The sequence below is a fragment of the Denitraticella aggregata genome, from assembly GCF_048158365.1.
Taxonomy (GTDB): Bacteria; Pseudomonadota; Gammaproteobacteria; order Burkholderiales; family Rhodocyclaceae; genus Azoarcus_F.
In genome coordinates this window covers 1-22,136 of sequence record NZ_JBLLNL010000019.1, presented here as the reverse complement: position 1 = coordinate 22,136, position 22,136 = coordinate 1, and the positions used below count along the sequence as shown (strand labels likewise).

The 22,136-nt window shown below is 63.5% G+C and carries 22 protein-coding genes and 1 tRNA gene; 11 read left to right on the top strand and 12 right to left on the bottom strand.

Annotation, left to right across the window (positions count from 1 at the left end; translation table 11 throughout):
• Positions 1–13: 13 nt before the first annotated feature.
• From ACKVEX_RS15920 to ACKVEX_RS15905, 4 genes are all read left to right on the top strand, one after another.
• Positions 14–385 (top strand): response regulator transcription factor, encoded by a 372-nt coding sequence (locus tag ACKVEX_RS15920; RefSeq protein WP_473216721.1) that lies wholly within the window; start codon positions 14–16, stop codon positions 383–385.
• A gap of 3 nt (positions 386–388) precedes the next feature.
• Positions 389–2,578 carry a 3'-5' exonuclease gene (locus ACKVEX_RS15915; RefSeq protein WP_473216720.1) on the top strand — a complete coding sequence of 730 codons (2,190 nt, stop codon included), beginning with the start codon at positions 389–391 and terminating at the stop codon, positions 2,576–2,578.
• Between the two features lie 88 nt (positions 2,579–2,666).
• Positions 2,667–4,730 carry a sodium:solute symporter family protein gene (locus tag ACKVEX_RS15910; protein WP_473216719.1) on the top strand — a complete coding sequence of 688 codons (2,064 nt, stop codon included), beginning with the start codon at positions 2,667–2,669 and terminating at the stop codon, positions 4,728–4,730.
• An 88-nt stretch (positions 4,731–4,818) separates the two neighbouring features.
• Positions 4,819–4,909 (top strand) — tRNA-Ser (locus ACKVEX_RS15905).
• An 84-nt stretch (positions 4,910–4,993) separates the two neighbouring features.
• Here the strand turns inward: ACKVEX_RS15905 and sufT are convergent.
• The 7 genes from sufT to ACKVEX_RS15870 are packed head-to-tail and all read right to left on the bottom strand — an operon-like array spanning position 4,994 to position 11,403.
• Positions 4,994–5,569 carry a putative Fe-S cluster assembly protein SufT gene (sufT, locus tag ACKVEX_RS15900; protein WP_473216718.1) on the bottom strand — a complete coding sequence of 192 codons (576 nt, stop codon included), beginning with the start codon at positions 5,567–5,569 and terminating at the stop codon, positions 4,994–4,996.
• 13 nt (positions 5,570–5,582) lie between these two features.
• Complete coding sequence (sufU, locus tag ACKVEX_RS15895) at positions 5,583–6,050, bottom strand: Fe-S cluster assembly sulfur transfer protein SufU (protein WP_473216717.1); 468 nt, start codon at positions 6,048–6,050, stop codon at positions 5,583–5,585.
• Between the two features lie 16 nt (positions 6,051–6,066).
• Complete coding sequence (locus ACKVEX_RS15890) at positions 6,067–7,323, bottom strand: cysteine desulfurase (RefSeq protein WP_473216727.1); 1,257 nt, start codon at positions 7,321–7,323, stop codon at positions 6,067–6,069.
• A gap of 2 nt (positions 7,324–7,325) precedes the next feature.
• Positions 7,326–8,660, bottom strand: coding sequence for a Fe-S cluster assembly protein SufD (gene sufD, locus ACKVEX_RS15885; RefSeq protein ID WP_473216716.1), 1,335 nt, complete (start codon positions 8,658–8,660; stop codon positions 7,326–7,328).
• Entirely contained in the window at positions 8,657–9,442 is a 786-nt protein-coding gene (gene sufC, locus ACKVEX_RS15880) for a Fe-S cluster assembly ATPase SufC (protein ID WP_473216715.1), read from the bottom strand. The genes sufD and sufC overlap by 4 nt, the downstream gene beginning before the upstream one ends.
• A gap of 13 nt (positions 9,443–9,455) precedes the next feature.
• Positions 9,456–10,910, bottom strand: coding sequence for a Fe-S cluster assembly protein SufB (sufB, locus tag ACKVEX_RS15875; protein WP_473216714.1), 1,455 nt, complete (start codon positions 10,908–10,910; stop codon positions 9,456–9,458).
• A 16-nt stretch (positions 10,911–10,926) separates the two neighbouring features.
• Positions 10,927–11,403: an SUF system Fe-S cluster assembly regulator gene (locus tag ACKVEX_RS15870; protein ID WP_473216713.1), complete on the bottom strand. Its 477-nt coding sequence runs from the start codon at positions 11,401–11,403 to the stop codon at positions 10,927–10,929.
• Between the two features lie 253 nt (positions 11,404–11,656).
• Between ACKVEX_RS15870 and ACKVEX_RS15865 the strand changes: the two genes are divergently transcribed.
• The 5 genes from ACKVEX_RS15865 to ACKVEX_RS15845 all read left to right on the top strand — a co-directional run bounded on the left by ACKVEX_RS15865 (position 11,657) and on the right by ACKVEX_RS15845 (position 15,256).
• On the top strand, positions 11,657–11,911 hold the full coding sequence (locus ACKVEX_RS15865; protein ID WP_473216712.1) for a hypothetical protein: 255 nt from the start codon (positions 11,657–11,659) through the stop codon (positions 11,909–11,911).
• Positions 11,912–12,137: 226 nt separating this feature from the next.
• Positions 12,138–13,370: a phosphoglycerate dehydrogenase gene (gene serA, locus ACKVEX_RS15860; protein ID WP_473216711.1), complete on the top strand. Its 1,233-nt coding sequence runs from the start codon at positions 12,138–12,140 to the stop codon at positions 13,368–13,370.
• 64 nt (positions 13,371–13,434) lie between these two features.
• Complete coding sequence (locus tag ACKVEX_RS15855; RefSeq protein ID WP_473216710.1) at positions 13,435–13,578, top strand: hypothetical protein; 144 nt, start codon at positions 13,435–13,437, stop codon at positions 13,576–13,578.
• Positions 13,579–13,873: 295 nt separating this feature from the next.
• A complete protein-coding gene (gene lysM / locus ACKVEX_RS15850; protein ID WP_473216709.1) occupies positions 13,874–14,359 on the top strand; it encodes a peptidoglycan-binding protein LysM in 486 nt (161 codons plus the stop codon).
• Between the two features lie 69 nt (positions 14,360–14,428).
• Positions 14,429–15,256, top strand: a complete 828-nt coding sequence (locus ACKVEX_RS15845; protein WP_473216708.1) for a tellurite resistance TerB family protein — start codon at positions 14,429–14,431, stop codon at positions 15,254–15,256.
• A gap of 512 nt (positions 15,257–15,768) precedes the next feature.
• Here the strand turns inward: ACKVEX_RS15845 and ACKVEX_RS15840 are convergent.
• The 3 genes from ACKVEX_RS15840 to ACKVEX_RS15830 form a co-directional block, all read right to left on the bottom strand.
• Positions 15,769–15,966: a hypothetical protein gene (locus ACKVEX_RS15840; RefSeq protein ID WP_473216707.1), complete on the bottom strand. Its 198-nt coding sequence runs from the start codon at positions 15,964–15,966 to the stop codon at positions 15,769–15,771.
• 247 nt (positions 15,967–16,213) lie between these two features.
• The gene (locus ACKVEX_RS15835) at positions 16,214–16,894 is read right to left on the bottom strand and encodes an AIM24 family protein (RefSeq protein WP_473216706.1); all 681 of its coding nucleotides are present in this window, start codon (positions 16,892–16,894) and stop codon (positions 16,214–16,216) included.
• The gene (locus tag ACKVEX_RS15830) at positions 16,894–17,694 is read right to left on the bottom strand and encodes a bestrophin-like domain (RefSeq protein ID WP_473216705.1); all 801 of its coding nucleotides are present in this window, start codon (positions 17,692–17,694) and stop codon (positions 16,894–16,896) included. The genes ACKVEX_RS15835 and ACKVEX_RS15830 overlap by 1 nt, the downstream gene beginning before the upstream one ends.
• A gap of 51 nt (positions 17,695–17,745) precedes the next feature.
• On the opposite strand from ACKVEX_RS15830, the gene ACKVEX_RS15825 reads away from it, so the two are divergent.
• Positions 17,746–18,765 carry a TAXI family TRAP transporter solute-binding subunit gene (locus ACKVEX_RS15825; protein ID WP_473216726.1) on the top strand — a complete coding sequence of 340 codons (1,020 nt, stop codon included), beginning with the start codon at positions 17,746–17,748 and terminating at the stop codon, positions 18,763–18,765.
• Positions 18,766–18,828: 63 nt separating this feature from the next.
• Positions 18,829–19,251, top strand: coding sequence for a thiamine pyrophosphate-dependent enzyme (locus ACKVEX_RS15820; RefSeq protein ID WP_473216725.1), 423 nt, complete (start codon positions 18,829–18,831; stop codon positions 19,249–19,251).
• 18 nt (positions 19,252–19,269) lie between these two features.
• Here the strand turns inward: ACKVEX_RS15820 and ACKVEX_RS15815 are convergent, their stop codons facing one another.
• The gene (locus ACKVEX_RS15815) at positions 19,270–20,049 is read right to left on the bottom strand and encodes an enoyl-CoA hydratase/isomerase family protein (protein ID WP_473216704.1); all 780 of its coding nucleotides are present in this window, start codon (positions 20,047–20,049) and stop codon (positions 19,270–19,272) included.
• 17 nt (positions 20,050–20,066) lie between these two features.
• Positions 20,067–22,058 (bottom strand): FAD-dependent oxidoreductase, encoded by a 1,992-nt coding sequence (locus tag ACKVEX_RS15810; protein ID WP_473216703.1) that lies wholly within the window; start codon positions 22,056–22,058, stop codon positions 20,067–20,069.
• Positions 22,059–22,136 lie beyond the last annotated feature (78 nt).

Here is a 22,136-nt window from a genome sequence, read left to right as displayed (position 1 = left end):
ATGGGGGAGCCGTATGGGAAACAAGATTCTGATTGCGGATGATGAGCAGAACATTGTCATTTCGCTCGAGTTTTTGATGAAACGCGAGGGCTTCGATGTCTCGATCGCGGTCGATGGTGCCGAGGCGATCGACAAGATACGCAGTCAAATGCCCGATCTCGTGTTGCTCGACGTGATGATGCCGAAGAAGAGCGGCTTCGAGGTCTGCCAGGAGATCAAGAGGGATCCCGCGCTGAAATCCGTGCGGATCCTGATGCTAACGGCAAAGGGACGGGACACCGAGGTAGCGAAGGGTCTGGCTCTGGGCGCGGATGCCTACATGACCAAGCCATTCTCGACCAAGGAACTGGTGGAGCGCGTACGCAGCATGCTGGCCGAGGGTTGACGCATGAACGCGCGAACTCGTTTTATCCTGGCCATCATCGTGCTCGGTCTGCTGATGACCGGGCCGTTCGTGTTGACCGCGATCCTGATCTGGCTCAGTGCCGAACCGGCCGAGCAGACACTGCTGAACGACCTGATCGGCCCGCGCCTGCCCTTGGGCGCGATTATGACGATCATCGGATTCGCCGCCGGTGTGGGCGTCATCCGGTGGTTGTTTCGCCAGTACGTGAAGGGGCTGTTGCGCATGGCCGAGCAGCAGCACCTCATGCTCAGTGCAAATCGCGAGTTCCGCATCGAGCCCAAGGGCCCCCCGGAAGTCCGGGAACTCGCCAAGACAGCCAATGCGCTTGCTCAGCAGCGGGATGAACTTCTTCGCGATGTCGAAGCACAGATCGCCGAAGCCAAGAGATCGGTCGAGGAGGAAAAGAATCGTCTGGCGGCGCTGATGTCCGAACTGACCCAGAGCGTCGTCGTGTGCAATCTGGACGGGCGTATCCTGCTATACAACAGCCGGGCCAGGCAGCAGTTCCGGGCCTTGTCGGATGCACCCACGGTTGCTGGCGGCGGCGAACTGATTGGCCTGGGACGGTCGATCTACGCCGTGTTCGATCGCAACCTGGTTGCCCACGCTTTGGAAACCATTCAGCACAAGCTGCGTCATGAGACCGAGCAGGCCGACGCAAACTTCATCACGACGGGCCGGGCAGGGCAGTTGCTGCGCGTGCAGATGTCGCCGGTGCTCAGCGGTTCGCTGGGAAATCCTGCAAGTGACGATGATCCCGACGCCGAGCGGCAGATGACCGGCTTCATCCTGATGCTCGACAACATCACCCGCAATTTCGAGAATGAATCCCGGCGCGATCAGATGCTGCATGTGCTCACCGAGGGCAACCGCGCAGCGCTCGCCAATGTGCGTGCCGCCGCCGAGATGCTCGACTACTCCGATCTCGAGGAGGCGCTCAGGGCGCGTTTCCGGGGTGTCATCCGGGACGAAGTGAAGTCGATGAGCGAGCGACTCGACGAGACCGCCAACCAGTTCGCCGACGCCCTGAAGGCGCGCTGGCCGCTGGAGGAGATGCTGGGGGCCGATCTGGTTGAAGCCGCACAGCGACGGATCGAGGCACGGCTGAAGGTCCCGACCAAGATCGAGGAGCTGGACCAATCCCTGTGGGTAAAAGTGGACAGCTTTTCGCTGCTGCAGGCGCTGCTCTATCTGGTCAATCGACTGTCCGAGGAGTTCGAGGTTCGCGAGGTTCGCTTCCGTCTCAGCAGTGCAGGCCGTCTGGTCCATCTGGACCTGATCTGGCAGGGACAGGCGATGAGCACCGAAACGGTGATGAGTTGGGAACTCGAAGCGATGAACTTCGATGGCGAGAGCAGCCCGCTCACTGTGCGCGACGTCGTCGAGCGCCATGGCGGTGAGATCTGGCTCGAGCGCGAGAAGGTCAAGCATCGCGCTTTCTTCAGGATCCTGCTGCCGGCCGCGAACCCGCAGGAGCAGATCGACTCGTCGCTGCTGTCGCGCGGCGAGAGCCGTCCGGAGTACTACGATTTCGACCTGTTCAAATGGTCGGAGAAGTCCCATGCCCTCGACGACCGCCTGCTGACCGAACTCACCTATACGGTTTTCGATACCGAAACCACCGGCCTGAATCCGTCCCAGGGTGACGAGATCATCCAGATCGGCGCGACCCGTATCGTCAACGGCAAGATGTTGCGGCAGGAATCCTTCGAGCAACTGGTCGACCCGCGCCGCAAGCTCGCGCCCGAGTCCATCCCGATCCATGGCATCCAGCCCGAGATGCTGGTCGGGCAGCCGACCATCGACAAGGTCCTGCCGGCCTTCCACGCTTTTGCCAGCGACACCGTGCTGATCGCCCACAATGCGGCGTTCGACATGCGTTTCCTGCAGATCAAGGAAAAGACGACCGGTCTGGTCTTCGATCAGCCGGTGCTCGACACCTTGTTGCTGTCGGCGGTGTTGCATCCGAATCAGGATTCGCATCGCCTGGATGCCGTGGCCGATCGACTCAACCTGAACATCGTCGGACGGCACACCGCGCTCGGCGACGCGATCGTGACCGCGGAGATCTTCATAAAGATGATCCCGCTGCTGGCCGACAAGGGGATCCGGACGCTGCGTGAGGCTCGGGAGGCCGCCGAGAAGTCGTACTACGCGAGGATCAAGTATTGACTGACGGTCGGCAGACCGCTGCAATCTTCGCCGAACGCGCGCTGCGGGAGGCCCGCGTCGCCGCACCGACCTGGAGCAAAGGCCTGCAGTGAGCGGCCACAACGGGTACTCCCGCCAGCTCAAGCGCTACTACACGTGGTACACGGGCAGTTTCGTCTTCTTCATCGGTTTGCTGGCGATCGGCGAATACCTCGGCATGTCGCAGTCGGCGATCGGCCATGTATTCCTGTTCGCGACGATCGCGATCTATGCCGGCATCGGCGTGATGAGTCGCACCTCCGACGTGTCCGAGTACTATGTCGCGGGTCGGCGAGTACCGGCGGTGTTCAACGGCATGGCCACCGCGGCCGACTGGCTGAGCGCGGCTTCGTTCATCGGTCTGGCCGGAACGTTGTATTTCGCAGGGTTCGAAGGGCTCGCCTTCGTGACCGGCTGGACCGGTGGGTTCGTGCTGGTTGCATTGCTGCTCGCCCCCTATCTGCGCAAGTTCGGCCAGTACACGATTCCGGATTTTCTGGGTGCGCGCTACAAGGGCAACGTCGCCCGTCTGGTCGGACTGGTCGCCGCCGCGCTGGCGAGTTTCGTGTATCTGGTGGCGCAGATCTACGGTGTCGGTCTGATCACCAGTCGTTTCGTCAGCGTCGAGTTCGAGATCGGACTGTTCATCGGCCTGGCCGGCATTCTGGTGTGCTCGTTTCTCGGCGGCATGCGCGCGGTGACCTGGACCCAGGTCGCGCAGTACGTAATCCTGATCATCGCCTACCTGGTCCCGGTGGTGATTCTGTCGTACAAGGTCACCGGCATCCCGATTCCGCAGGCGGTCTATGGCAGCGTCCTCAGCCAGTTGTCCGAAAAGGAGTCCGAGCTGTTCGAGGATCCGGCCGAAGCGCAGGTCCAGCAGCAGTATCGCTATCGCGCCGACGATTATGCGGCCAAGATCCTGCATCTGCCCGAGTCGCTGGAGCAGGAGCGCCGGTCGCTGATCGACAGCCTCAACGAACTGCGCATGACGAATGCGTCGGCACGGGATATTTCGTTAACCGAACGCGCGCTGCGCGATCTGCCCAGGACCCCGGAGCAGGCGCATGAACAGTGGGAGCGGGCGCGTCAGGAGGCGCTGCGACGCGCCGAGATTCCGCCTCGACACGCCGAAGCTTACCCCGGTGCGACGCCCGAGGCCTCGCGCATCTCGCACAACAACTTCCTCGCGCTGATGTTCGTGATGATGGTCGGCACGGCCTCGCTGCCGCACATCCTGATGCGTTACTACACGACGCCGGGGGTGGTCGAGGCACGCAAGTCGGTGTTCTGGTCGCTGTTCTTCATCTTTCTGCTGTACGTGACCGCGCCGGCCTATGCCGTGTTCGCGAAGTGGGAGGTCTATACTAACCTGATCGGCTCCAGCATCGCCGAACTGCCCAAATGGGTGGCGTCCTGGGGCAGGGTCGGGATGGTCAAGATCGAGGACATCAACGGCGACGGCTTACTGCAGCTCGCCGAATTGAGCCTCAACACCGACGTCATCGTGCTGGCCACCCCCGAGATTGCGGGCCTGCCGTATGTGGTGGCCGGTCTGGTCGCGGCAGGGGGGCTGGCCGCGGCGTTATCGACTGCGGACGGTCTGCTGCTGACCATCTCCAATGCGTTGTCCCACGACTTCTACTACAAGGTCATCAATCCGCATGCCTCGACCCACCGGCGCCTGGTGATCTCCAAGGGGCAGTTGCTGATCGTCGCGGTCGTCGCGGCCTGGGTCGCGTCGCTGCGTCCGGACAACATTCTGTTCATGGTCGGCATGGCGTTCTCGATCGCTGCGGCCTCGTTCTTTCCGGCGCTGGTGCTCGGCATCTTCTGGAAGCGCGCGAATCGCGAGGGTGCGATTTCGGGCATGCTAGCCGGTCTGGCGACCACGCTGTTCTACGTGGTGCGCACCCACCCGTTCTTCGGCGGCTCGCTGGACAACGCGTGGTTCGGCATCCATCCGATTTCCGCCGGCATGTTCGGCGTTGCCCTGGGCTTTGTCACCATCGTGATCGTCAGCCTGCTGACGCGCCCGCCCCCTGCGGAGATCCAGAATCTGGTGGACTATGTCCGTTACCCCAGACTTGGCCCTGAAGACTTCAATTCGGAGCCGGACTCGCAGACGCCGTAGAGTTGACCGACAGGCGTCGGTCGCAGCTTGCGCCGAGTCGAAAGGGGTTCCGCAGCGCTTGAGTTCTGTTAAAATCGCGGGCTTCCACGGAGAGGTGGATGAGTGGTTTAAGTCGCACGCCTGGAAAGCGTGTTTAGGGTAATACCCTAACGCGGGTTCGAATCCCGCCCTCTCCGCCAGCTTCATGGATTCCTTTCAAGTCATTAACCCGCCCACGATAGGACGATCTACTCGGGGCTGACGCACTGGGGGCGGGAGCCACATCACATCAGGCCCATCTCCAGGCGGGCCGCTTCGCTCATCATCTCGCGGCTCCACGGCGGATCCCACACCAGATCCACGGATGCCTCGCTGACGCCGGGAATCGTCAGCAGCTTGTGATGGGCCTCGTCCGCAATCAGCGTACCCATGCCGCAGCCCGGGGACGTGAGCGTCATGTTCGCCGCGACACGGTAGGTCCCATCTGGTAGCGCTTCGGCGGTGCAGGCGTAGACCAGCCCCAGGTTGACGATGTCGATCGGAATCTCGGGATCGAAACAGGTACCCAGCTGCGCCCATGCGGCGCGCTCGATCCTCTCGGCGTCGGTTTCGCCCTCGACGCTGGTGGTCGCCAGGGCGGCGTCGGGGATCTGCGGCTCCAAACCCAGTGCGTCGGCGTTGCGTTCGTCGATGCGGTAAAGATTTCCGCCTGTCATCACGGTGATCGAGCCGCCCAGGCGCTGGGTGATCAGCGCGTAGCTGCCTTCTTCCAGCGTTTCCGAACGACCCCAGGGAACGCTCACTGCCGCGCAATCGCGGTTCAGGATGCGAGCTTCGGTTTCGGCGTGGCGGTCGCCCATGGTCATTGACTCCTCATTCTGTGCGTGCCAGGTCGCTGGCGCCGACGATCGCGTTGTGCAGGGTGTGCCAGGCCAGCGTGGCGCATTTGACCCGCGCGGGAAACTCGCGCACGCCGGCAAAAACCGCGAGCTTGCCAAAGTCGCGCGCCGCCTCGACCTGTTCGGGCGAGGCTTCGGTGAGCATGGCGTGGAAGTCGCGGAACAAGGCCTCGACCTCAGTGACCGGCTTGCCCTTGATCGCTTCGGTCATCAGCGAGGCAGACGCGGTCGAAATGGCGCAGCCGTGGCCGACGAAACTCGCCTCCGCAATCACCCCGTCTTCGATACGCAGGTACACCGTGAGCTGGTCGCCGCACAGCGGGTTGTGCCCTTCGGCGTAATGGTCGGCGTCGGGCATGGGGTGAAAATTGCGCGGCTTGCGGTTGTGATCGAAAATCAACTCCTGGTAGAGCTCGCGCAGATTGTCGTGGATGTCGCTCATGGGCGGTCTCGTGGGGTCAATGTGAGCGGCGGGTGCCGAAAAGGTCCTGGGCCTTGTGGATGGCGGCGACCAGCGCGGCGATATCGGTTTCGTCGTTGTACATCGCGAATGATGCGCGTGCGGTGCCGGGAATACCGAAGCGGGTCATCAGCGGCATGGCGCAATGGTGGCCGGCGCGGATCGCAACGCCTTCGGTATCCAGTATGGTGCCGAGGTCGTGGGGGTGGATGCCGTCGATGATGAACGACACGATGGCGGCCTTGTGCGCGGCCGTGCCGATCAGACGCAGCCCTTCAATGTCGCCGAGCGCGGCCGTCGCATGCGCGAGCAGCGCATGTTCGTGGGCGGCGATGCGATCGATGCCGACTCCGGTGACGTAGTCGATGGCCGCGGCGAGCGCGATCGAGCCGGCGATGTTCGGTGTGCCGGCCTCGAAGCGCTGTGGCGCGTCGGCGTAGGTCGTGCCCTCGAAGCTGACCGTGCGAATCATGTCGCCACCGCCCTGCCATGGCGGCATCGCGTCGAGCAATTCGCCGCGCCCATACAGCGCGCCGATGCCGGTCGGTGCGTACAGCTTGTGGCCTGAGAACGCGTAAAAGTCGCAGCCCAGCGCCTGCACGTCGACCTTCTGGTGGGCTACCGCCTGTGCGCCATCGATCAGGACGAGCGCACCGGCTGCCTGTGCCCTGCGCGTGAGATGCTCGACCGGATTGATGGTGCCGAGCGCGTTCGATACGTGGGATATTGCGACCAGACGGGTGCGATCCCCGAGCAATGCCTCGAAGGCTTCGCAGTCGAGTTCTCCCGCATCGGTCACGGGGGCGACCTTGAGCACCGCCCCGGTCTGTTCGCACAGCATCTGCCACGGCACGATGTTGGAGTGATGCTCCATGGTGGTGATCAGGATCTCGTCACCGGCGCGTAGCTGCGTGCGCCCCCAGCTTTGTGCGACGAGATTGATCGCCTCGGTCGTGCCGCGGGTGAACACGATGTTGTCGGCGTGGGGGGCATTGATGAAGCGCTGCACGGTACCGCGCGCAGCTTCGTAGAGGTCGGTCGCGTGCTGCGACAGCCAATGCACGCCGCGGTGGATGTTGGCGTTGGATTCGCGATAAAAGCGCCGTTCGGCCTCGATCACCACATCGGGTTTTTGTGTGGTCGCGCCGTTGTCGAGATAGGCAAGGCGACGCTTATGCACCGGGCGCGCAAGGATGGGGAAGTCCCCAGCCACTTGCAGGCGTTCGGGCCAAAGGTGAGTGGCATCGTTGATCATGTTCACAACACTTCCTCCAGGCGTTCGCCCCCGGGCAGGCGCGCGAGCAACGCCATCCGTGCGCGTTCGCGCAGCGGCACGAGGCCAATACGTGCGAGCGCCTCGGCAGCAAACGCATACGTGAGCAGCTGTCGCGCATGGCCCTCGTCCAGCCCGCGCGTGCGCAGGTAGAACAGGCTGTCTTCATCCATCTGCCCGACGGTGGCACCGTGGGCGCACTTGACGTCGTCGGCGTAGATTTCGAGTTCCGGACGCGCGTCAGCCTCGGCCATGCGCGACAGCAGCAGGTTGTCGCAGCGCTGCATCGCATCGCTGCGCTGGGCGTCCTGGGCCACGACGATACGCCCGGCGAAAACACCGCGCGAACTGCCGTCGAGCAGACCGCGGTAGAACTCGCGACTGGTGCCGAGCGGCTGGGCGTGGTCGATCAGGGTCTGGTGGTCGACGTGGCGCCGTTCATCGACGTGATACAGACCGTTGAACAGGGTCTCGCATGCCTCGCCGTCGAAACGGGTGCGGATGTCGTTGCGGGCGAGGCGCGCGCCGAAGGACAGCGAATGGGATGCAAACATCGAACCGCGCGACTGCAACGCGTCGATGGTGGCGATGTGAATGGCCTGCACGCTTTCCTGCTGCAGTTTCATGTGCGTGATGTGGGCGTCGGCGCCTGCACGGATACGCGTGGCGACCGTGGTGAGTGTCGCCGCCGCACCGCTATCGGGATAGTGTTCGACGATGGTCGCGTTTGCGCCGGCGTCGGCGATGACGAGGTTGCGCAGATGGCGTGTCGCGTCGTCTGGGCCGGCAATAAAGACCAGATGGATGGGCGCTTCGACGGCCACGCCGCGCGCGAGACGGATTATCGCACCGTCGCTCGCCAATGCGGTATTGAGTGCGGCCGGGCTGTCGCCGTCGTCGGCCTTGCCGTAGGCCTCTTCGATGTCTGCGGCCGTCGCGTGTTGCGGGTCGTTGAGCGCATCGGCAAGGCTCGCGATCGACGCACCAGCGGGCAGAGGGCCGATGGTCGATAGCGCAGGCGCATGGCGCCCGCCGACGAACACCAGCCAGTGGCCGTCCGCCTTCGCGTCGTCCGCTCCGCGCAATGGCGTGAGCGTGTGGTCCGGGTCGGCGGGTGCGACCGGGGCGCTGAAGGACTGCTGCTCCATGAAGGCGAGCGACGTGTGGCGCCAGTTTTCGAGCCGGCGTGTCGGCCAGCCTTCCGCAGCGAAACGGTCGATGGACTGTCGGCGCAGTGTACTCAGCCATGGTATGCCCGCGCCCGCGAGGTTCGCCGCGCGCGCATCGAAATGCGCGACCCAGGTGTCGATGGCGCTCATGACTGGCCGCCTGCAGCGCCCGGCGCACCAGTCGCTTCGCTTTCGTCTCCGATCCAGCCGTAACCGTGCTCTTCGAGCTCCAGTGCGAGCTCGCGGCCGCCGGAGCGCACGATGCGTCCCTTCGACAAAACATGCACATGATCGGGCACGATGTAGTCGAGCAGACGCTGATAGTGGGTGATCACGATCAGCGAGCGTTCGGACGAACGCAGGCGATTGACGCCGTCGGCGACGACTTTCAGTGCGTCGATGTCCAGACCTGAATCGGTTTCGTCGAGGATGGCCAGGCGGGGCTCGAGCAGCGCCATCTGCAGCACTTCGTTGCGCTTCTTCTCGCCGCCCGAAAAGCCCTCATTCACGGAGCGATAAAGGAACTCCTCGCGCATATCGACCGCCTTCATCTCGGCCTTCACGCGGGCGAGGAAGTCCATCGCGTCGAACTCGGGCAGGCCGCGATGACGGCGTACCGCATTGACTGCGGCCTTGAGGAAGTAGGCGTTCGATACGCCGGGGATCTCGACCGGATACTGAAACGCGAGAAACAGACCGGAGCGCGCGCGCTCCTCGGTTTCCATCGCGAGCAGATCCTGTCCGTCCCAGGTGACGCTGCCGCCCGTGACTTCGAACGTGTCGCGTCCGGCCAGCACCTGTGCGAGCGTGCTCTTGCCCGATCCGTTCGGTCCCATGATGGCATGCACTTCACCGTCCTTCACGTTCAGGTTCAGACCCTTGAGGATGGCCGTGCCGTCGACTGAAGCCTGTAGATTGTTGATCTCGAGCATTGTGTGGTTCTCCTTATCCGATACTGCCTTCGAGGCTGACGCCAAGCAGGTTTTGCGCCTCGACGGCGAATTCCATGGGTAGTTCCTTGAATACTTCGCGACAGAAGCCGTTGACGATCATCGACACGGCATCCTCCGCGCTGATACCACGCTGCATGGCGTAGAACAGCTGATCCTCCCCGATGCGAGAGGTCGTCGCCTCGTGCTCGACCCGCGCCGAAGGGTGGCGCACCTCGATGGTCGGGAAGGTGTGTGCGGCACAGCGGTCGCCAATCAGCAGGGAGTCGCACTGGGTGTAGTTGCGTGCGCCCTCGGCCTTGGGGCTGACCCGCACCAGACCGCGGAAGGTGTTGCTGCCGCGCCCGGCGGAGATGCCCTTGGATAGAATGGTGCTTTTGGTGTTGCGCCCCATGTGGATCATCTTGGTGCCGGTGTCGGCCTGCTGGCGATGGTTGGAGAGCGCGACTGAGTAGAAGTCACCCACGGAGTCGTCGCCACGCAGGATCACACTGGGGTACTTCCAGGTGATCGCGGAGCCGGTCTCGACCTGCGTCCATGAGATGTGCGAGCGTGCGCCGCGGCAGTCACCACGTTTGGTGACGAAGTTGTAGATGCCGCCCTTGCCGTCCTTGTCGCCGGGATACCAGTTCTGCACCGTGGAATACTTGATCTTGGCGTCGTCGAGCGCGACCAGCTCGACCACTGCCGCATGGAGCTGATTCTCGTCGCGCATCGGCGCGGTACAGCCTTCGAGATAGCTCACCGACGCGCCTTCCTCGGCGATGATCAGGGTGCGTTCGAACTGCCCGGTGTCGCGGGCGTTGATGCGGAAGTAGGTGGACAACTCCATCGGGCATTTCACGCCTTTGGGGATGAACACGAAGGAGCCGTCGGAGAACACCGCGGAATTCAGCGCAGCGTAGAAGTTGTCGCCCGGCGGCACGACAGTGCCGAGATACTTCTTCACCAGTTCCGGGTGCTCCTTCACTGCCTCGGAGAACGAACAGAAGATGATGCCGTGTTGGCTCAACTCCTTCTGGAAGGTGGTGCCGACCGACACTGAATCGAACACCGCATCCACCGCCACGCCGGCCAGGCGCGCGCGCTCGTGCAAAGGCACGCCAAGCTTCTCGAAGGTGCGCAACAGTTCGGGGTCGACGTCGTCGAGACTTTGCGGGCCATCCTTCTTCGACTTGGGTGCTGAGTAATAGACGATGTCCTGAAAGTCGATGGGCGGATAACTCACCATCGCCCATTGTGGAGAGCTCATCTCCAGCCAGTTTCGATACGCCTTGAGACGCCATTCGAGCAGAAACTCCGGTTCGCCTTTGCGCGCCGAAATTCCGCGTATCACGTCTTCCGACAAACCCTTCGGCACGGAGTCGGTTTCCAGTGTCGTGACGAAACCGGCGGCGTAATCCTTGTCCAGAAAGTTTCCGATCGGGTCGGGGCGGGTGGTGGTTTTCATGCTGCTAGCCTCCAGGTCATGCCGTGGTGTGTTTGTTACGGCGGTCCGGTCCATGGATCGGATGGACGCCATCGAGTGTCGTGTGTGTAACGGGTTCGACCATGTCGGCGAGGCTGACGTCTTCCAGCGCACGCCGCACCACGGTGCTGATATTCAACCAGTTTCCGCGAATGCGGCAGCCGGTTTCCAGGTCGCACGAGCCGGAGGTGGCGCTGCATTCGGTCAGGCCGAACGGTTGCTCCTCAAGCGCGTCGATGATGTCGGCGACGGTAATCATGTGTGCGGGCCGTGCCAGTGTGTAGCCTCCGCGTGCCCCGCGCAGACTCGTGACCAACGCGTGGCGGCCGAGTGTCTTGAGCACCTTGCTGACGGTGGGCAGACCGAGTCCGAGCGATTCGGCCAGGTCGGCGGCGCTGTGAAGGCGCGTGGGTTCGCCTGCGATCTGCGCCATGATCACCGTGCCGTAGTCGCTGAGTTTGCTGATCCGCAGCATGATTTTTTGCTCGGTCGTTGTTTACCACATATATAGTACTGAAATGGTACTGTATAGGCAAGCGCTGTGTCGGGATTGAAGTCGCGGAAAACGCAATGATGCAGGGATCGTGCAAGAATGCCCGTCGGAGCGATCCCGTCAACTTCGTGCGTGCCCCAACCGTTAGAGAGCTGTGTGAAGAACCGCACAAACGCGGACAGTTTCTATCGCCACACTGCCGACTCGAGACCGAGTCACTAGAAGGAAAGCGCGGATGCCCCAACGTAGCCATGACTTTGCCGCTGTGCTTGCTGGTGCGCAATCGCGTTGTCTGGGCCATTACCAGCCGACCCACCGACATCAACTTGACAATCAGCAGAACCCGATTCACTACGGGAAACCGGTGAAGGAGTTTGAGCGCTCGCTGCAGCCGCGATCCCTCGAGGCCGAGGTGGCGAACTTTCTGGAGCCGTTTGACGCGCTCCAGCACGACGTGGAGTACTGGACCAAGTTCCTGGAAGGGCAGTAGCCTTGGGCACTGAACGATAGTCACGGGGCCTTGTTTATCCAACCGTGTGGCTGACGACGTAACTCTGCCCCGCCCTCGAAACAGCCGAGGCCGGGGCAGGGTTCCCTCCATGATCGACGCCAGATCGTCATCCGGGTGATTTCGGAGGCCAGAGCAGTCAGGCCGTTTGTTGCGGCCACCGCGCAAACGCGCCGCGGCCGCAACAATGATTGAATGAGGTGAAGCAATGCAAACCGAGCTTTCGTTCCAGAAGGACAAGCTGAAATTCGTGCTCCTCGAGGGCATTCATGCATCGGCCGTGCAGGCACTGCAAGCCAGCGGCTATACCAATGTCGAGGAGCACAAGGGCGCACTGTCCGGGGCCGAGCTGGTTGCCGCGATCGGCGATGCGCACTTTGTCGGTATACGCTCGCGCACTCGCCTCACCTCAGAGGTGCTGGCGCAGGCGCCGCGGCTTGCGGCGATTGGCTGCTTTTGCATAGGTACCAACCAGGTCGACCTCGGTGCGGCCGCGCACCATGGCGTCCCGGTATTCAATGCGCCGTTTTCCAACACGCGAAGCGTAGCCGAACTGGTGCTGGCCGAGATCATCATGTTGATGCGCGGTATCCCGCAAAAGAACGCCGCCCAGCATCGCGGCGGCTGGCTCAAGAGTGCGGCAAACTCGTGGGAGGTGCGCGGCAAGACGCTCGGCATCATTGGTTATGGACATATCGGTACCCAGGTTGGCGTGCTCGCCGAGCAGTTGGGCATGACCATCGTGTTTCATGACATCGAACCCAAGCTGTCGCTCGGCAACGCGCGCCAGATGCCATCGCTGCAAGCCTTGCTCGAGGTGGCCGACGTGATCAGCCTCCATGTTCCGGAAACTCCCGCGACGCAGAACCTCATGGACGCGAGCGCGCTCGCGCAGATGAAATCCGGTAGCTGCCTGATCAATGCGTCGCGCGGTACGGTTGTCGATATCGACGCGCTGGTCGCGGCACTCGACAGCGGGCATCTTCTCGGCGCCGCGATCGATGTCTTCCCGGTCGAACCCAAGGGCAACGATGACCCCTTCGTGTCGCCCCTGACACGCTTCGACAACGTGATCCTGACACCGCACGTGGGCGGTTCGACGCTGGAGGCGCAGGTCAATATCGGTCACGAGGTGGCCGCCAAGCTGATTCGTTACAGCGACAATGGTTCGACGATGTCGGCGGTGAATTTTCCCGAGGTTTCGCTACCCGGACACGCCGGTATGTGTCGCGTACTGCATGTTCATAGGAACATCCCGGGCATGCTTGCGCGCATCAACGAGCGCTTCTCGCAGGCTGGGATCAACATCGCGGGCCAATATCTGCAGACCACTCAGGATGTCGGCTATGTGGTCATCGACGTCGATGCCTCGGCACGCCACATCGCCTACGACGAGCTGTGCTCCATCGAAGGGACGATTCGCTGCCGGATACTGTACTGACCGGCGTGGCGCGATGCGGGGTGCACCGCAGGGGCAACTGCCTTTCATGTGCACCCGAGGCAACATGACCGCCGACGTGTTCATCGATTTCTTCAAGCGACTGATCAAGGGATGCGACACGCCGATCTATTGGGTCGGGTCGATGGCCATCCCGTTCACCGCATCGCAGCGGTCGCCAAGTTCGTCGAGCAGCACAAGTAGCGGCTGACCGTGGTGATCGATGCACCCTGTGCCATCATCGAAGCGGTGATCAACAGGCACGCGGTGGTCGCGCACCTGCGCGACAACGACTGGCTGCACCTCTGGCGGTTCGAGGGGACGCAGTTGCAGAGATACGCTCGGGGAAAATGGCAGCGGATAGTGGATGGAGGCGCTGCGCGCCCATCGGGCATGCTGCGCTGATCAATCAAACGAAGAAGTTGTCTCGGAACCTTTGTATCGGTCAAGCCTGCGATGAGATAGAGTAGACAATCAACTGTAAATGCGACATGTAGGAGAGTGATATGGGATTGTTCAGCTTCATCAAGGACGCAGGCGAAAAGCTTTTTGGACGCGGCGAGGCCAAGGCGGCCGAATCCGCACAAGTGGATTCGGCCGCCGCGAATGCCAAGGCTGCGGAGGCTATCACCGCGTACATCAAGGCCCTCGAACTTGCGCCAGCCGACCTCGCGGTGGGCTTCGATGGTGCGAGCCAGCTCGTGACCGTGTCCGGCACCGCGCCCGACCAGGCCGCCAAGGAAAAGATCCTGCTGGCCGCTGGCAACGTGCAGGGCGTGGCGCAGGTCGACGACCGGATGACCGTGCTCGTTTCCGAACCGGAAGCGAAGTTTCACACCGTGGTCCGGGGCGATACGCTGTCCGCGATCGCCAAGACGCATTACGGCAATGCCAACAAATACATGACCATCTTCGAGGCCAACAAACCCATGCTGAACCACCCGGACAAGATCTATCCGGGGCAGGTATTGCGCATTCCGCCTCAGGCTTGAGCGCAGCGCTTGCGTTACGGTCCCGTTCGTCCATCCATTCACGGCAGTCTTGCCTGATCAGGAGAAACCATGAGCTTTGCAAACATCGTTGGCGCGCTGCTTCAGCAGGGCATGGCAGGTCAGAGTCGCGCGCGCCTTGAGCGCACCGTGGGCCCCCAGGGTCTGGGCGGGGCGGGTGGCGCCGGAATCGAGCAGATGCTGGGCAGTCTGCTGGGCGGACTCGGTGGCGCGGGCACCGGCGGGACTGCAGGGACCGGCGCCGGCGGTCTTGGCGATCTGCGTGGCCTCGCCGAGACCTTTCTCGGCAGCAAGCAGGCAGGCAATCTGACCGGGGGGCAGCTCGGCGGCCTGGGCGCAATCGCAGGCGCACTGCTGGGTGGCGGCGGAAAGTCGGTCAAAGGGGCGTTGGGCGGGAGTGCGATGGCGATTCTGGGCGCCCTGGCGGTGAATGCACTCCAGGGGCGACTTGCCGGGGCGGGCGGCGAAACGGGTGCGTCTCGGGCACAGAGTCTGTCGGCGCAACAGCTGCAGGCACTCGCAGATCCGGCGACCGAGCGCCTGATCGTACGCGCGATGATTTCGGCTGCCAAGGCAGACGGCCAGGTGGACGAGCAGGAGATGGAACGCATCGCCGGCAAGATCGGAACCGATGGAATCACACCCGAAGAGCGCCAGTTGGTGCTCGACGAACTCCGCCGTCCGCTCGACCTCGCCGGGCTGGTCGCCGACGTTCACAGCCAGATCGTCGCGGCCGAGGTTTATGCCGCATCGTTATTGGCGATCGACGTCGATACCGAGGCCGAAGTGGCCTACCTCGCACAGTTGGCGCGCGCACTGCGTCTGGACGCCGCAGCGGTCGCGCGGCTTCATGAGCTGACCGGGGCTGCGATGCGCTGAGCGCGGGGGGCGTGGCGGGTCACTCGCGCCGGTACTGTATCTGGAAAATGAAAGCACGCGGCGAGGCTCGCGTGCGCCAGTGTCGCGTTGGGGAGCATCAACTGCAAGGTGCGAGCCGTGTGACCTGCGCGGTCTTGGACTCTGCTGGCTGTGCTGACAGCCATTCACCAACGCAGCCGCGTAAAGTTGCTGACGGCCATCGCCAGTATGGAAAAGGGTATCGGCTGTGACCAGAGCTTACAGAGATCAAGCGATTACCTGACGACCAAATTGTACAACTTGAGGTGCACAACTCAGCAAAGTCATCGTGGAGCGCGTAAGACACGCTCGGTGCGACGTCTCAGCGGTCGATCCAACCCCAAAAAACACCCACCCGCCTTGCAAGCCACATCGCTTCTTGGCGAGAAGGCCCCCTTTGTCCACTGCTCAGCTCTATCTGCTTCTCACGGCGATAGTCCGGCTCGGTTGCAGTGAAACGCGCGGGACGGTCCGGGTTGAGCGTTCTCCCGGGATCAAGTCTTCATGACCCTCTGGAAGATGTCGTCGAGGGGGGAGCCATCGCCATCGGCGTCAAGCATCTGTGCGATCTGGCCAAGCCCGCTGCCGGTGTTCTTCGATCCGCCGAGGGGGCCCGAGACCAGCCCCATCAGGCCACCACCGCTCGTGCCGCTCGACCCGCCGCCTTCCAGAAAACTGCCGATCTCGCTCATGTCTTCGCGTGTGGACAGATCAAGCCCGGTCAGGCTCTCTACAAGGTCCTCCTCCTCGCGCGTCGGCTAGAAGAGGTCGACCCAGATAGCCCTCGGCAAGGCCGCGGGTTCTGCCTCGACGCGGGCAAGAGTTCCGTTCGGAGCGTCATAGGCGCTGATCATGTGGCTATTCCGGTTGCTGTGTGCGTTCAGGCAAACGCCCAGGCGATGCCGGGTGTGCCTGGTGCGAAGAGACGTGACTTGCCAATCATTCGAAGAGGGTTCCCTCGATATCTTCGCCCGTCATGCGCGTGTAGATGTGATGGTTCCAGTAGGGTGTCCAGCAAACCAGCAACCGCCCGCTGCCGGAATAGACCCGCATTCGCGACTGACCGGAAAAGAGATTGCGGGGAAATCTCGCTGCACGCTCCGATGTGAAGCGCAGACCGTCTGTGCGCCCGAGCACGAGCCGGCCCTGGACGACGAAGCGCGCATCGTCCACGTCGACCACTTCGACCGGCCCCGGTGCGTTGATGGCAACACGACCACAGCCTGCGATTGTCGTCTTCCAGACGATCATGCCGTCCCCGGCCCAGAGGCTTGGCCAGAACCGCTCGCGGTAGAGCCCGAGATCCATCGAGCCTTCGCTCGCCCAGTAAACCCCCGGTTCCAGGATCCACCGTTCATCCTCTCTTGCGTCGAAGATGTGATAGCCGCTCAGCGAGGGCTGGAGATGGATTTGTCCGGTGCCGGAATAACTGGGCCGGATCCGCGCCTCCTTGCTGATCAGGGTGCGCAGGAAATGCCCGGGTGTTGGCAGACGGGGCACAAACTCGATCCGGCCCTGCAGGTTGGACAACGCCCCGCTCCGGGCCCGCACCGTTTCGTCGGCAATGTCGATGACGACCTGGCGCATGCCCTCGACTTCCCGGGTCCGGAATTCCGCCATCAGCCTACCTCGTCATCCCAGATCATCTGCCGCTCCCACAGTTGCTGGAATGGCCCGGGGTCGAGCCCCGCCTCGCCGCGCAGCGGATCGTCGAGCACGACAATGACGAAAAGGATGACGCTAAGGTAGAAGGCAGAGATCGTCGCCAGCAACAGGTGCTGGTGAAGCCGCATGCGCAGCATCGCGAGAAGCGTCACGCTGATTGCCGCGCCGACAAGGACAGCATACCAAAGAACGTCGGGGATCTCCGTGGTCACACCCCGGACCCTTTGCTGGCGGGCTTCGGAGAATTCCTGCAGTGACCTGATGACGGCATCGTGCAGGATGATCTGTCCCGGTGTTTCGGGTTCGAACCCTGCCAGAGTGGATCTGATCACGTCGGCCCTGTGTGCGCCACCGTCGAGGAAATCGCCCGTGCGGTGCGCCTGCCAGTCGCGGTGCATCGTGAATAGCGTATAGTCCCGGATAAGGGATTTGGCGTCTGACCGGACAGGTTCGGGGTAGGCATCCAGATCGGCATAGATCGAGCCAAGTCGACTAGCCTCGGCCTCGATGGCCTGTGCGACGCGTTGATTGTTCTGATAGGCCGCGACGGTGAGAAGGCCAAGCAAAAGGCCGTAGAACAGGTTGAATCCCGACCCACCGAAGCTGACGTTCTGGTTGAAGTCCGGTCCGGTCCCGAACAGGATGCGCAGTCCAGGCTTTACGACGACCAGCCCAACAACCGCGGCAACGACGGCAAGAGCCGAGAATACAATCGCCAGTTCGCGCAAGGGGATGTCGTAGAAAAGTTCCGGCATGACTAGCTTCTGTCCAAGACTGGAGCGGCAGAATGGGTTATCTTGGCGGACATGTTCCGATCGTTGCACATTTTTCAGCGCATGGCCACTCGGCAAGCCCTTTTCGTAGGCCTTTTTGCACTTGTTTTCGCCCTGCCTGCCATCGCTCAGGATCGCATCGACTCACCGTTTCGCATCGTTACCTTTGGTTCCGGTCCATTGGGGGGCGCCTATTATGAGGCCGCGAAGTCGATTTGTGCCGAATTCAACGTAGATGCTGCCGGAATGCAAAGGTGCAGCCCCGATCCGACCCCCGGGTCGCTCTACAATCTTGCCGCTCTGCGCCGTGGCGATCTGGACTTCGCCATAGTCCAGTCCGATCTGCAGCGCGATGCGGTTTACACTGAACGCTTTAGTCTGAGAGGGGCGGGTGGTGGTGCCCTGAGCAGTGTGATCTCGCTCTATTCGGAGGCATTCACGATCCTTGCCCGGCAGGAGGCACAGGTTCGCGATCTCGAAGATTTGCGCGGCCTGCGTGTAGATCGTGGCCCGCTCAATTCAGGACGCCGACCAACCGTCGAGCGGCTGTTTGCGGCGCTCGGGCTTTCAGAAACAGATTTCGAGGAATTGAGCGGAATCACGACGTCGGTCGCACTGGATGAACTCTGCGACGGTCGGCTCGATGCGGTGATCCTCGTCATCGGCCACCCGAACGCGGCAGTTGCGCGCACGCTGGAGAATTGCGAGGTCGATGTGGTTGGTGCGACGGGTCCGGCAATTCGTGACTTCTTGTCCGAAAACCCGGTTTTCATCCCCGGCACGATCCCCTCGTCAGCCTATCCGGATCTCGACGAGGACGTCCCTACGTTTTCGGTGTTGGCCACGGTTCTGACGCGTAACGATGTGCCTGACGCTCTTGTGTCCGCGTTCACTCGGAGCTTGCTCGACATGCGCAACAGCCTGCCGCAAGCCGGGCCCGCGGACACGGGCGGGCAATGGTGGGCGGGCGGCCTCACCGCTCCCCTGCATCCTGCGGCCCGGGGGGTATTCGAAGAGCGCGGCCTCGCGCTTCCCCCGCCCCCCGGACAATAAAGGGCCTCCGCCGTGGAGGCCAAATGCAACGCGCGCTCGGCGTCTCGGTCGCCTTGAAGAGAGATCACCCGGCTCAGCGGCGGCGCCGCGCTCGCCAACCGCGACCTGATCTACCTGGGGGTGTCGGGTGACGGTGATTCGGCCTCGATCGGTATCGGCCAGTTCGCGCATGCGATGCGTCGCGGCGTGAGCATGACCTGCATCGTCGAGAACAACGGGGTCTACGGGCTGACCAAGGGGCAGTTCTCGGCCACCGCCGACAAGGGCTCGAAAAGCAAGCGCGGTGTCGTCAACAGCGACAGTCCGATCGATCTGGTGCTGCTCGCGCTGCAACTGGGCGCGAGCTATGTCGCGCGCAGCTTTTCGGGCGACAAGGCGCAACTCGTGCCGCTGATAACGGTCGAAAAGCCGCTCAACCAGCTCGGCGACGCCTATCTGTGCCCTGGCAGCAAGGCGCTCGACGCGCTGAACGCATCGTTGCGCTGAGTACCGGCTTCGGCTCGCTCAGACGGATTTCCGGTCGTCCAGCACGCCTGCGGCCACCCGCCAGTGGTCTTCATGTATCCAGTTCGCGACGAAGTCCTCGATCTCGATCCGGTCCAGCTCGGCGCGGTTCGCGCCGTCGGCGTGCGCACGCGCCAGCCGCTTGAACGCGGTGAGCACATTGCGGGTCTGGCGCAGGATCGGCGCACAGAAGGCTTCGAGTGCTTCGTCGAGCGACTGTCCGTCGTCGGCGATCGCGTCGATCAGCCCCATTGCGAGGGCCGCATCACCGCCGGTCATCTCCGTCCGGCACAGCAGGCGCAGCCCGGCCCGGCTGCCGACCCGCTCGAACAGCCGGATGCCGCCGTTCCAGGCGGTGCTGAGGTTCAGGCGCCCCTGGATGAAGCCGATGCGTGCGCCCCGACGCGCGACGATGAAGTCGCACGCCACCGCGAGCTCCGCACCCCCGCCCAGCGCATCGCCGTTCAGCGCGGCGACGACCGGAACCGGGAAGTCGCGGATGCCGTCCAGCGCGGCGCGCGCGATGCGCACCATGTCCCGTGTCTGCGGCTCGGTACGCACTTCCGCGAGTTGCCTGAGGTCGCCACCGGCCGCGAAGCTGCGTTCCCCGGCGCCGGAGATGACCGCGAGCTTCAGCTCAGGATCGAGAGCCTGCTGCGCGAACGTCTCTGCGAGTTCGGTCAGCACGTCCAGCGACAGGGCGTTGTGTTTGTCGGGTCGGTGAATGACGACCCGGAGCATGGGACCGTCGCGGGTGACCCGCAGGTGTTGGATGGGCATGAACTCTCCTCACACGTTCAGAGCTGCAACGCGACTCTCACGCCGTCCTCGAAGGCCCGCTTCGCATCGAGCTCGGCCGCCAGCGCGGCGCCGCCGATGACGTTCACCGACACGCCCGCGTCACGCAGTTCATCCGCAAGCGTGATCTCCGATTCCTGGCCGGCACAGCACACGATGGTGTCGACCTCGAGGTAATGCTGCTCGGCGTCGCGCCGAAAATGGATGCCGCCATCGTCGATCGACAGGTACTCGACCCCGTCGAGCTGGGTCACGCGGTGGTCGGCCAGCTCGCGCCGCAACACCCAGCCGGTGGTCTTGCCCAGGCTGCGCCCGAACGGTCCGGGCGAGCGCTTCAGCATCCAGACCTGGTGCGTCGTGTCCGCGTCGGTGGTCGTTCCGGCGCTTGCACGCCAGCGGCCGACAAAGTCGTCGAGCGACGGTCGCGCATGCGCGTGCGTCAGGAAGGCGGCGACATCGAAGCCGATGCCACCCGCGCCGATGATCGCGACCCGTTCTCCGGCGCTGGCCTCGCCTGACAGCAGCGCTTCGTAGCCGACGACGATCGGCGAATCGAGCCCCGGGATGTCCGGGCGGCGAGGTCGCACGCCGGTGGCGATGATGATGTCGTCGAAGCCTTCCGCCCGGAGCTCGGCGGCCAACACCGGCTGGCCGAGCACGAACCGGCCGTCGGCCTCGGCCAGCATCGTCGCGTATGCGCTGACGACCCTCGCATAGTCTTCCTTGCCCGGGATGTGCGCCGCGAGCCTGAACTGACCGCCCAATGTGTCGTCGGCCTCGAACAGCGTGACCTGGTGACCCCGCCTGGCGGCGGTCGTCGCCGCCGCCAGGCCGGCCGGACCGCCGCCGACGACCGCGACACGTTTTCGCCGCGTGAGCGGCGCCGCGGCAAACGTCAGTTCCCGGCCTGCGGCCGGATTCACCAGGCAACTGACCGCCTCTCCGGTGAAGTAATGGTCCAGGCAGGCCTGGTTGCATGCGATGCAGGGCACGACGGTGTCGCTGTCCCCGGCCCGGGTCTTGGCCACGAAGGCGGCGTCGGCCAGCAGCGGGCGGGCGAGCGCGACCAGGTCGGCATCGCCGCGCGCCAGCACCGCTTCGGCGATGTCGGGGGTGTTGATGCGATTCGAGGCCGCGACCGGAACCTTCAGCTCACGGCGCAGCCGGCCGACCGTCTGCGTGAACAGGGCCAGCGGCACGCTCTGCTGCACCGTCGGCACTGGCGATTCGTGCCAGCCCACGCCGGTGGAGATCAGGTCGACACCCTCGGCTTCCAGCGCCCTTGCGAGTGCGACGGTGTCGCGCCATTCGATGCCGCCATCGACCAAATCGAGCAGCGACAGACGGAAGACCAGCAATGGGTCCGGACCCAGTGCCGCGCGTACTGCGCGCACCACCTCGATCGCGAAGCGCCGGCGCTTCTCGGGCGAACCGCCCCAGTCGTCGTCGCGCTGATTGGTGCAGGGTGCGCTGAACTGGCTCAGCAGATAGCCCTCGGAACCCATCAGCTCGATGCCGTCGTAGCCGGCCGCACAGGCCAGCGCGGCGCACTGCGCATAATCGCGGATGGTCTGGCGGATCCCGGCTTCGTCGAGTTCGCGCGGCGTGACCCGCGAGATAGGGGCCCGGATCGGTGAAGGGGCGACGATGTCGGCATGCATGCCGTAGCGACCACTGTGCAGGATCTGCAGCAGGATGCGTGCGCCGGCCGCGTGCACCGCAGCGGTGACCGGTCGGTGTGCGCCGAGCTGGCTTTCGTCGTTCAGATAGCCCGGTCCGGCCTTCATGCGGCCCGCCGGATTGGGTGCGTAGCCGCCGGTGACCATCAGCGCCACGCCGTTGCGCGCGCGCTCGGCGAAGAACGCGGCCAGCGCCGGCGCGCCGGCCTCGCCCAGTTCCTCGAGGTTGGTGTGCATCGAGCCCATGATGACGCGGTTGGGCAGCTTGATCGTGCCAATCCGGATCGGCGACAGCAGTGTGGGATGGCTCATGGCGCCGATCGTAGTGCTCACAAGTGTTCGATGGCAAGCGCGATGCCGTGGCCGACACCGACGCTTCTGACGCCCGGT

Coding starts and splice junctions, on each gene's coding strand:
- sufT (WP_473216718.1), bottom strand. CDS start 5,569: ATGGGCGACCGCCACGCCGAAACCGAAGCTCGCATCCTGAACCGCGAT.
- ACKVEX_RS15835 (WP_473216706.1), bottom strand. CDS start 16,894: ATGGCGGAATTCCGGACCCGGGAAGTCGAGGGCATGCGCCAGGTCGTC.
- ACKVEX_RS15855 (WP_473216710.1), top strand. CDS start 13,435: ATGACCGCCGACGTGTTCATCGATTTCTTCAAGCGACTGATCAAGGGA.
- sufD (WP_473216716.1), bottom strand. CDS start 8,660: ATGAGCGCCATCGACACCTGGGTCGCGCATTTCGATGCGCGCGCGGCG.
- ACKVEX_RS15920 (WP_473216721.1), top strand. CDS start 14: ATGGGAAACAAGATTCTGATTGCGGATGATGAGCAGAACATTGTCATT.
- sufC (WP_473216715.1), bottom strand. CDS start 9,442: ATGCTCGAGATCAACAATCTACAGGCTTCAGTCGACGGCACGGCCATC.
- ACKVEX_RS15870 (WP_473216713.1), bottom strand. CDS start 11,403: ATGCTGCGGATCAGCAAACTCAGCGACTACGGCACGGTGATCATGGCG.
- lysM (WP_473216709.1), top strand. CDS start 13,874: ATGGGATTGTTCAGCTTCATCAAGGACGCAGGCGAAAAGCTTTTTGGA.
- ACKVEX_RS15825 (WP_473216726.1), top strand. CDS start 17,746: ATGTTCCGATCGTTGCACATTTTTCAGCGCATGGCCACTCGGCAAGCC.
- serA (WP_473216711.1), top strand. CDS start 12,138: ATGCAAACCGAGCTTTCGTTCCAGAAGGACAAGCTGAAATTCGTGCTC.
- ACKVEX_RS15845 (WP_473216708.1), top strand. CDS start 14,429: ATGAGCTTTGCAAACATCGTTGGCGCGCTGCTTCAGCAGGGCATGGCA.
- sufB (WP_473216714.1), bottom strand. CDS start 10,910: ATGAAAACCACCACCCGCCCCGACCCGATCGGAAACTTTCTGGACAAG.
- ACKVEX_RS15865 (WP_473216712.1), top strand. CDS start 11,657: ATGCCCCAACGTAGCCATGACTTTGCCGCTGTGCTTGCTGGTGCGCAA.
- ACKVEX_RS15815 (WP_473216704.1), bottom strand. CDS start 20,049: ATGCCCATCCAACACCTGCGGGTCACCCGCGACGGTCCCATGCTCCGG.
- ACKVEX_RS15810 (WP_473216703.1), bottom strand. CDS start 22,058: ATGAGCCATCCCACACTGCTGTCGCCGATCCGGATTGGCACGATCAAG.
- sufU (WP_473216717.1), bottom strand. CDS start 6,050: ATGAGCGACATCCACGACAATCTGCGCGAGCTCTACCAGGAGTTGATT.
- ACKVEX_RS15890 (WP_473216727.1), bottom strand. CDS start 7,323: ATGATCAACGATGCCACTCACCTTTGGCCCGAACGCCTGCAAGTGGCT.
- ACKVEX_RS15840 (WP_473216707.1), bottom strand. CDS start 15,966: ATGAGCGAGATCGGCAGTTTTCTGGAAGGCGGCGGGTCGAGCGGCACG.
- ACKVEX_RS15830 (WP_473216705.1), bottom strand. CDS start 17,694: ATGCCGGAACTTTTCTACGACATCCCCTTGCGCGAACTGGCGATTGTA.
- ACKVEX_RS15915 (WP_473216720.1), top strand. CDS start 389: ATGAACGCGCGAACTCGTTTTATCCTGGCCATCATCGTGCTCGGTCTG.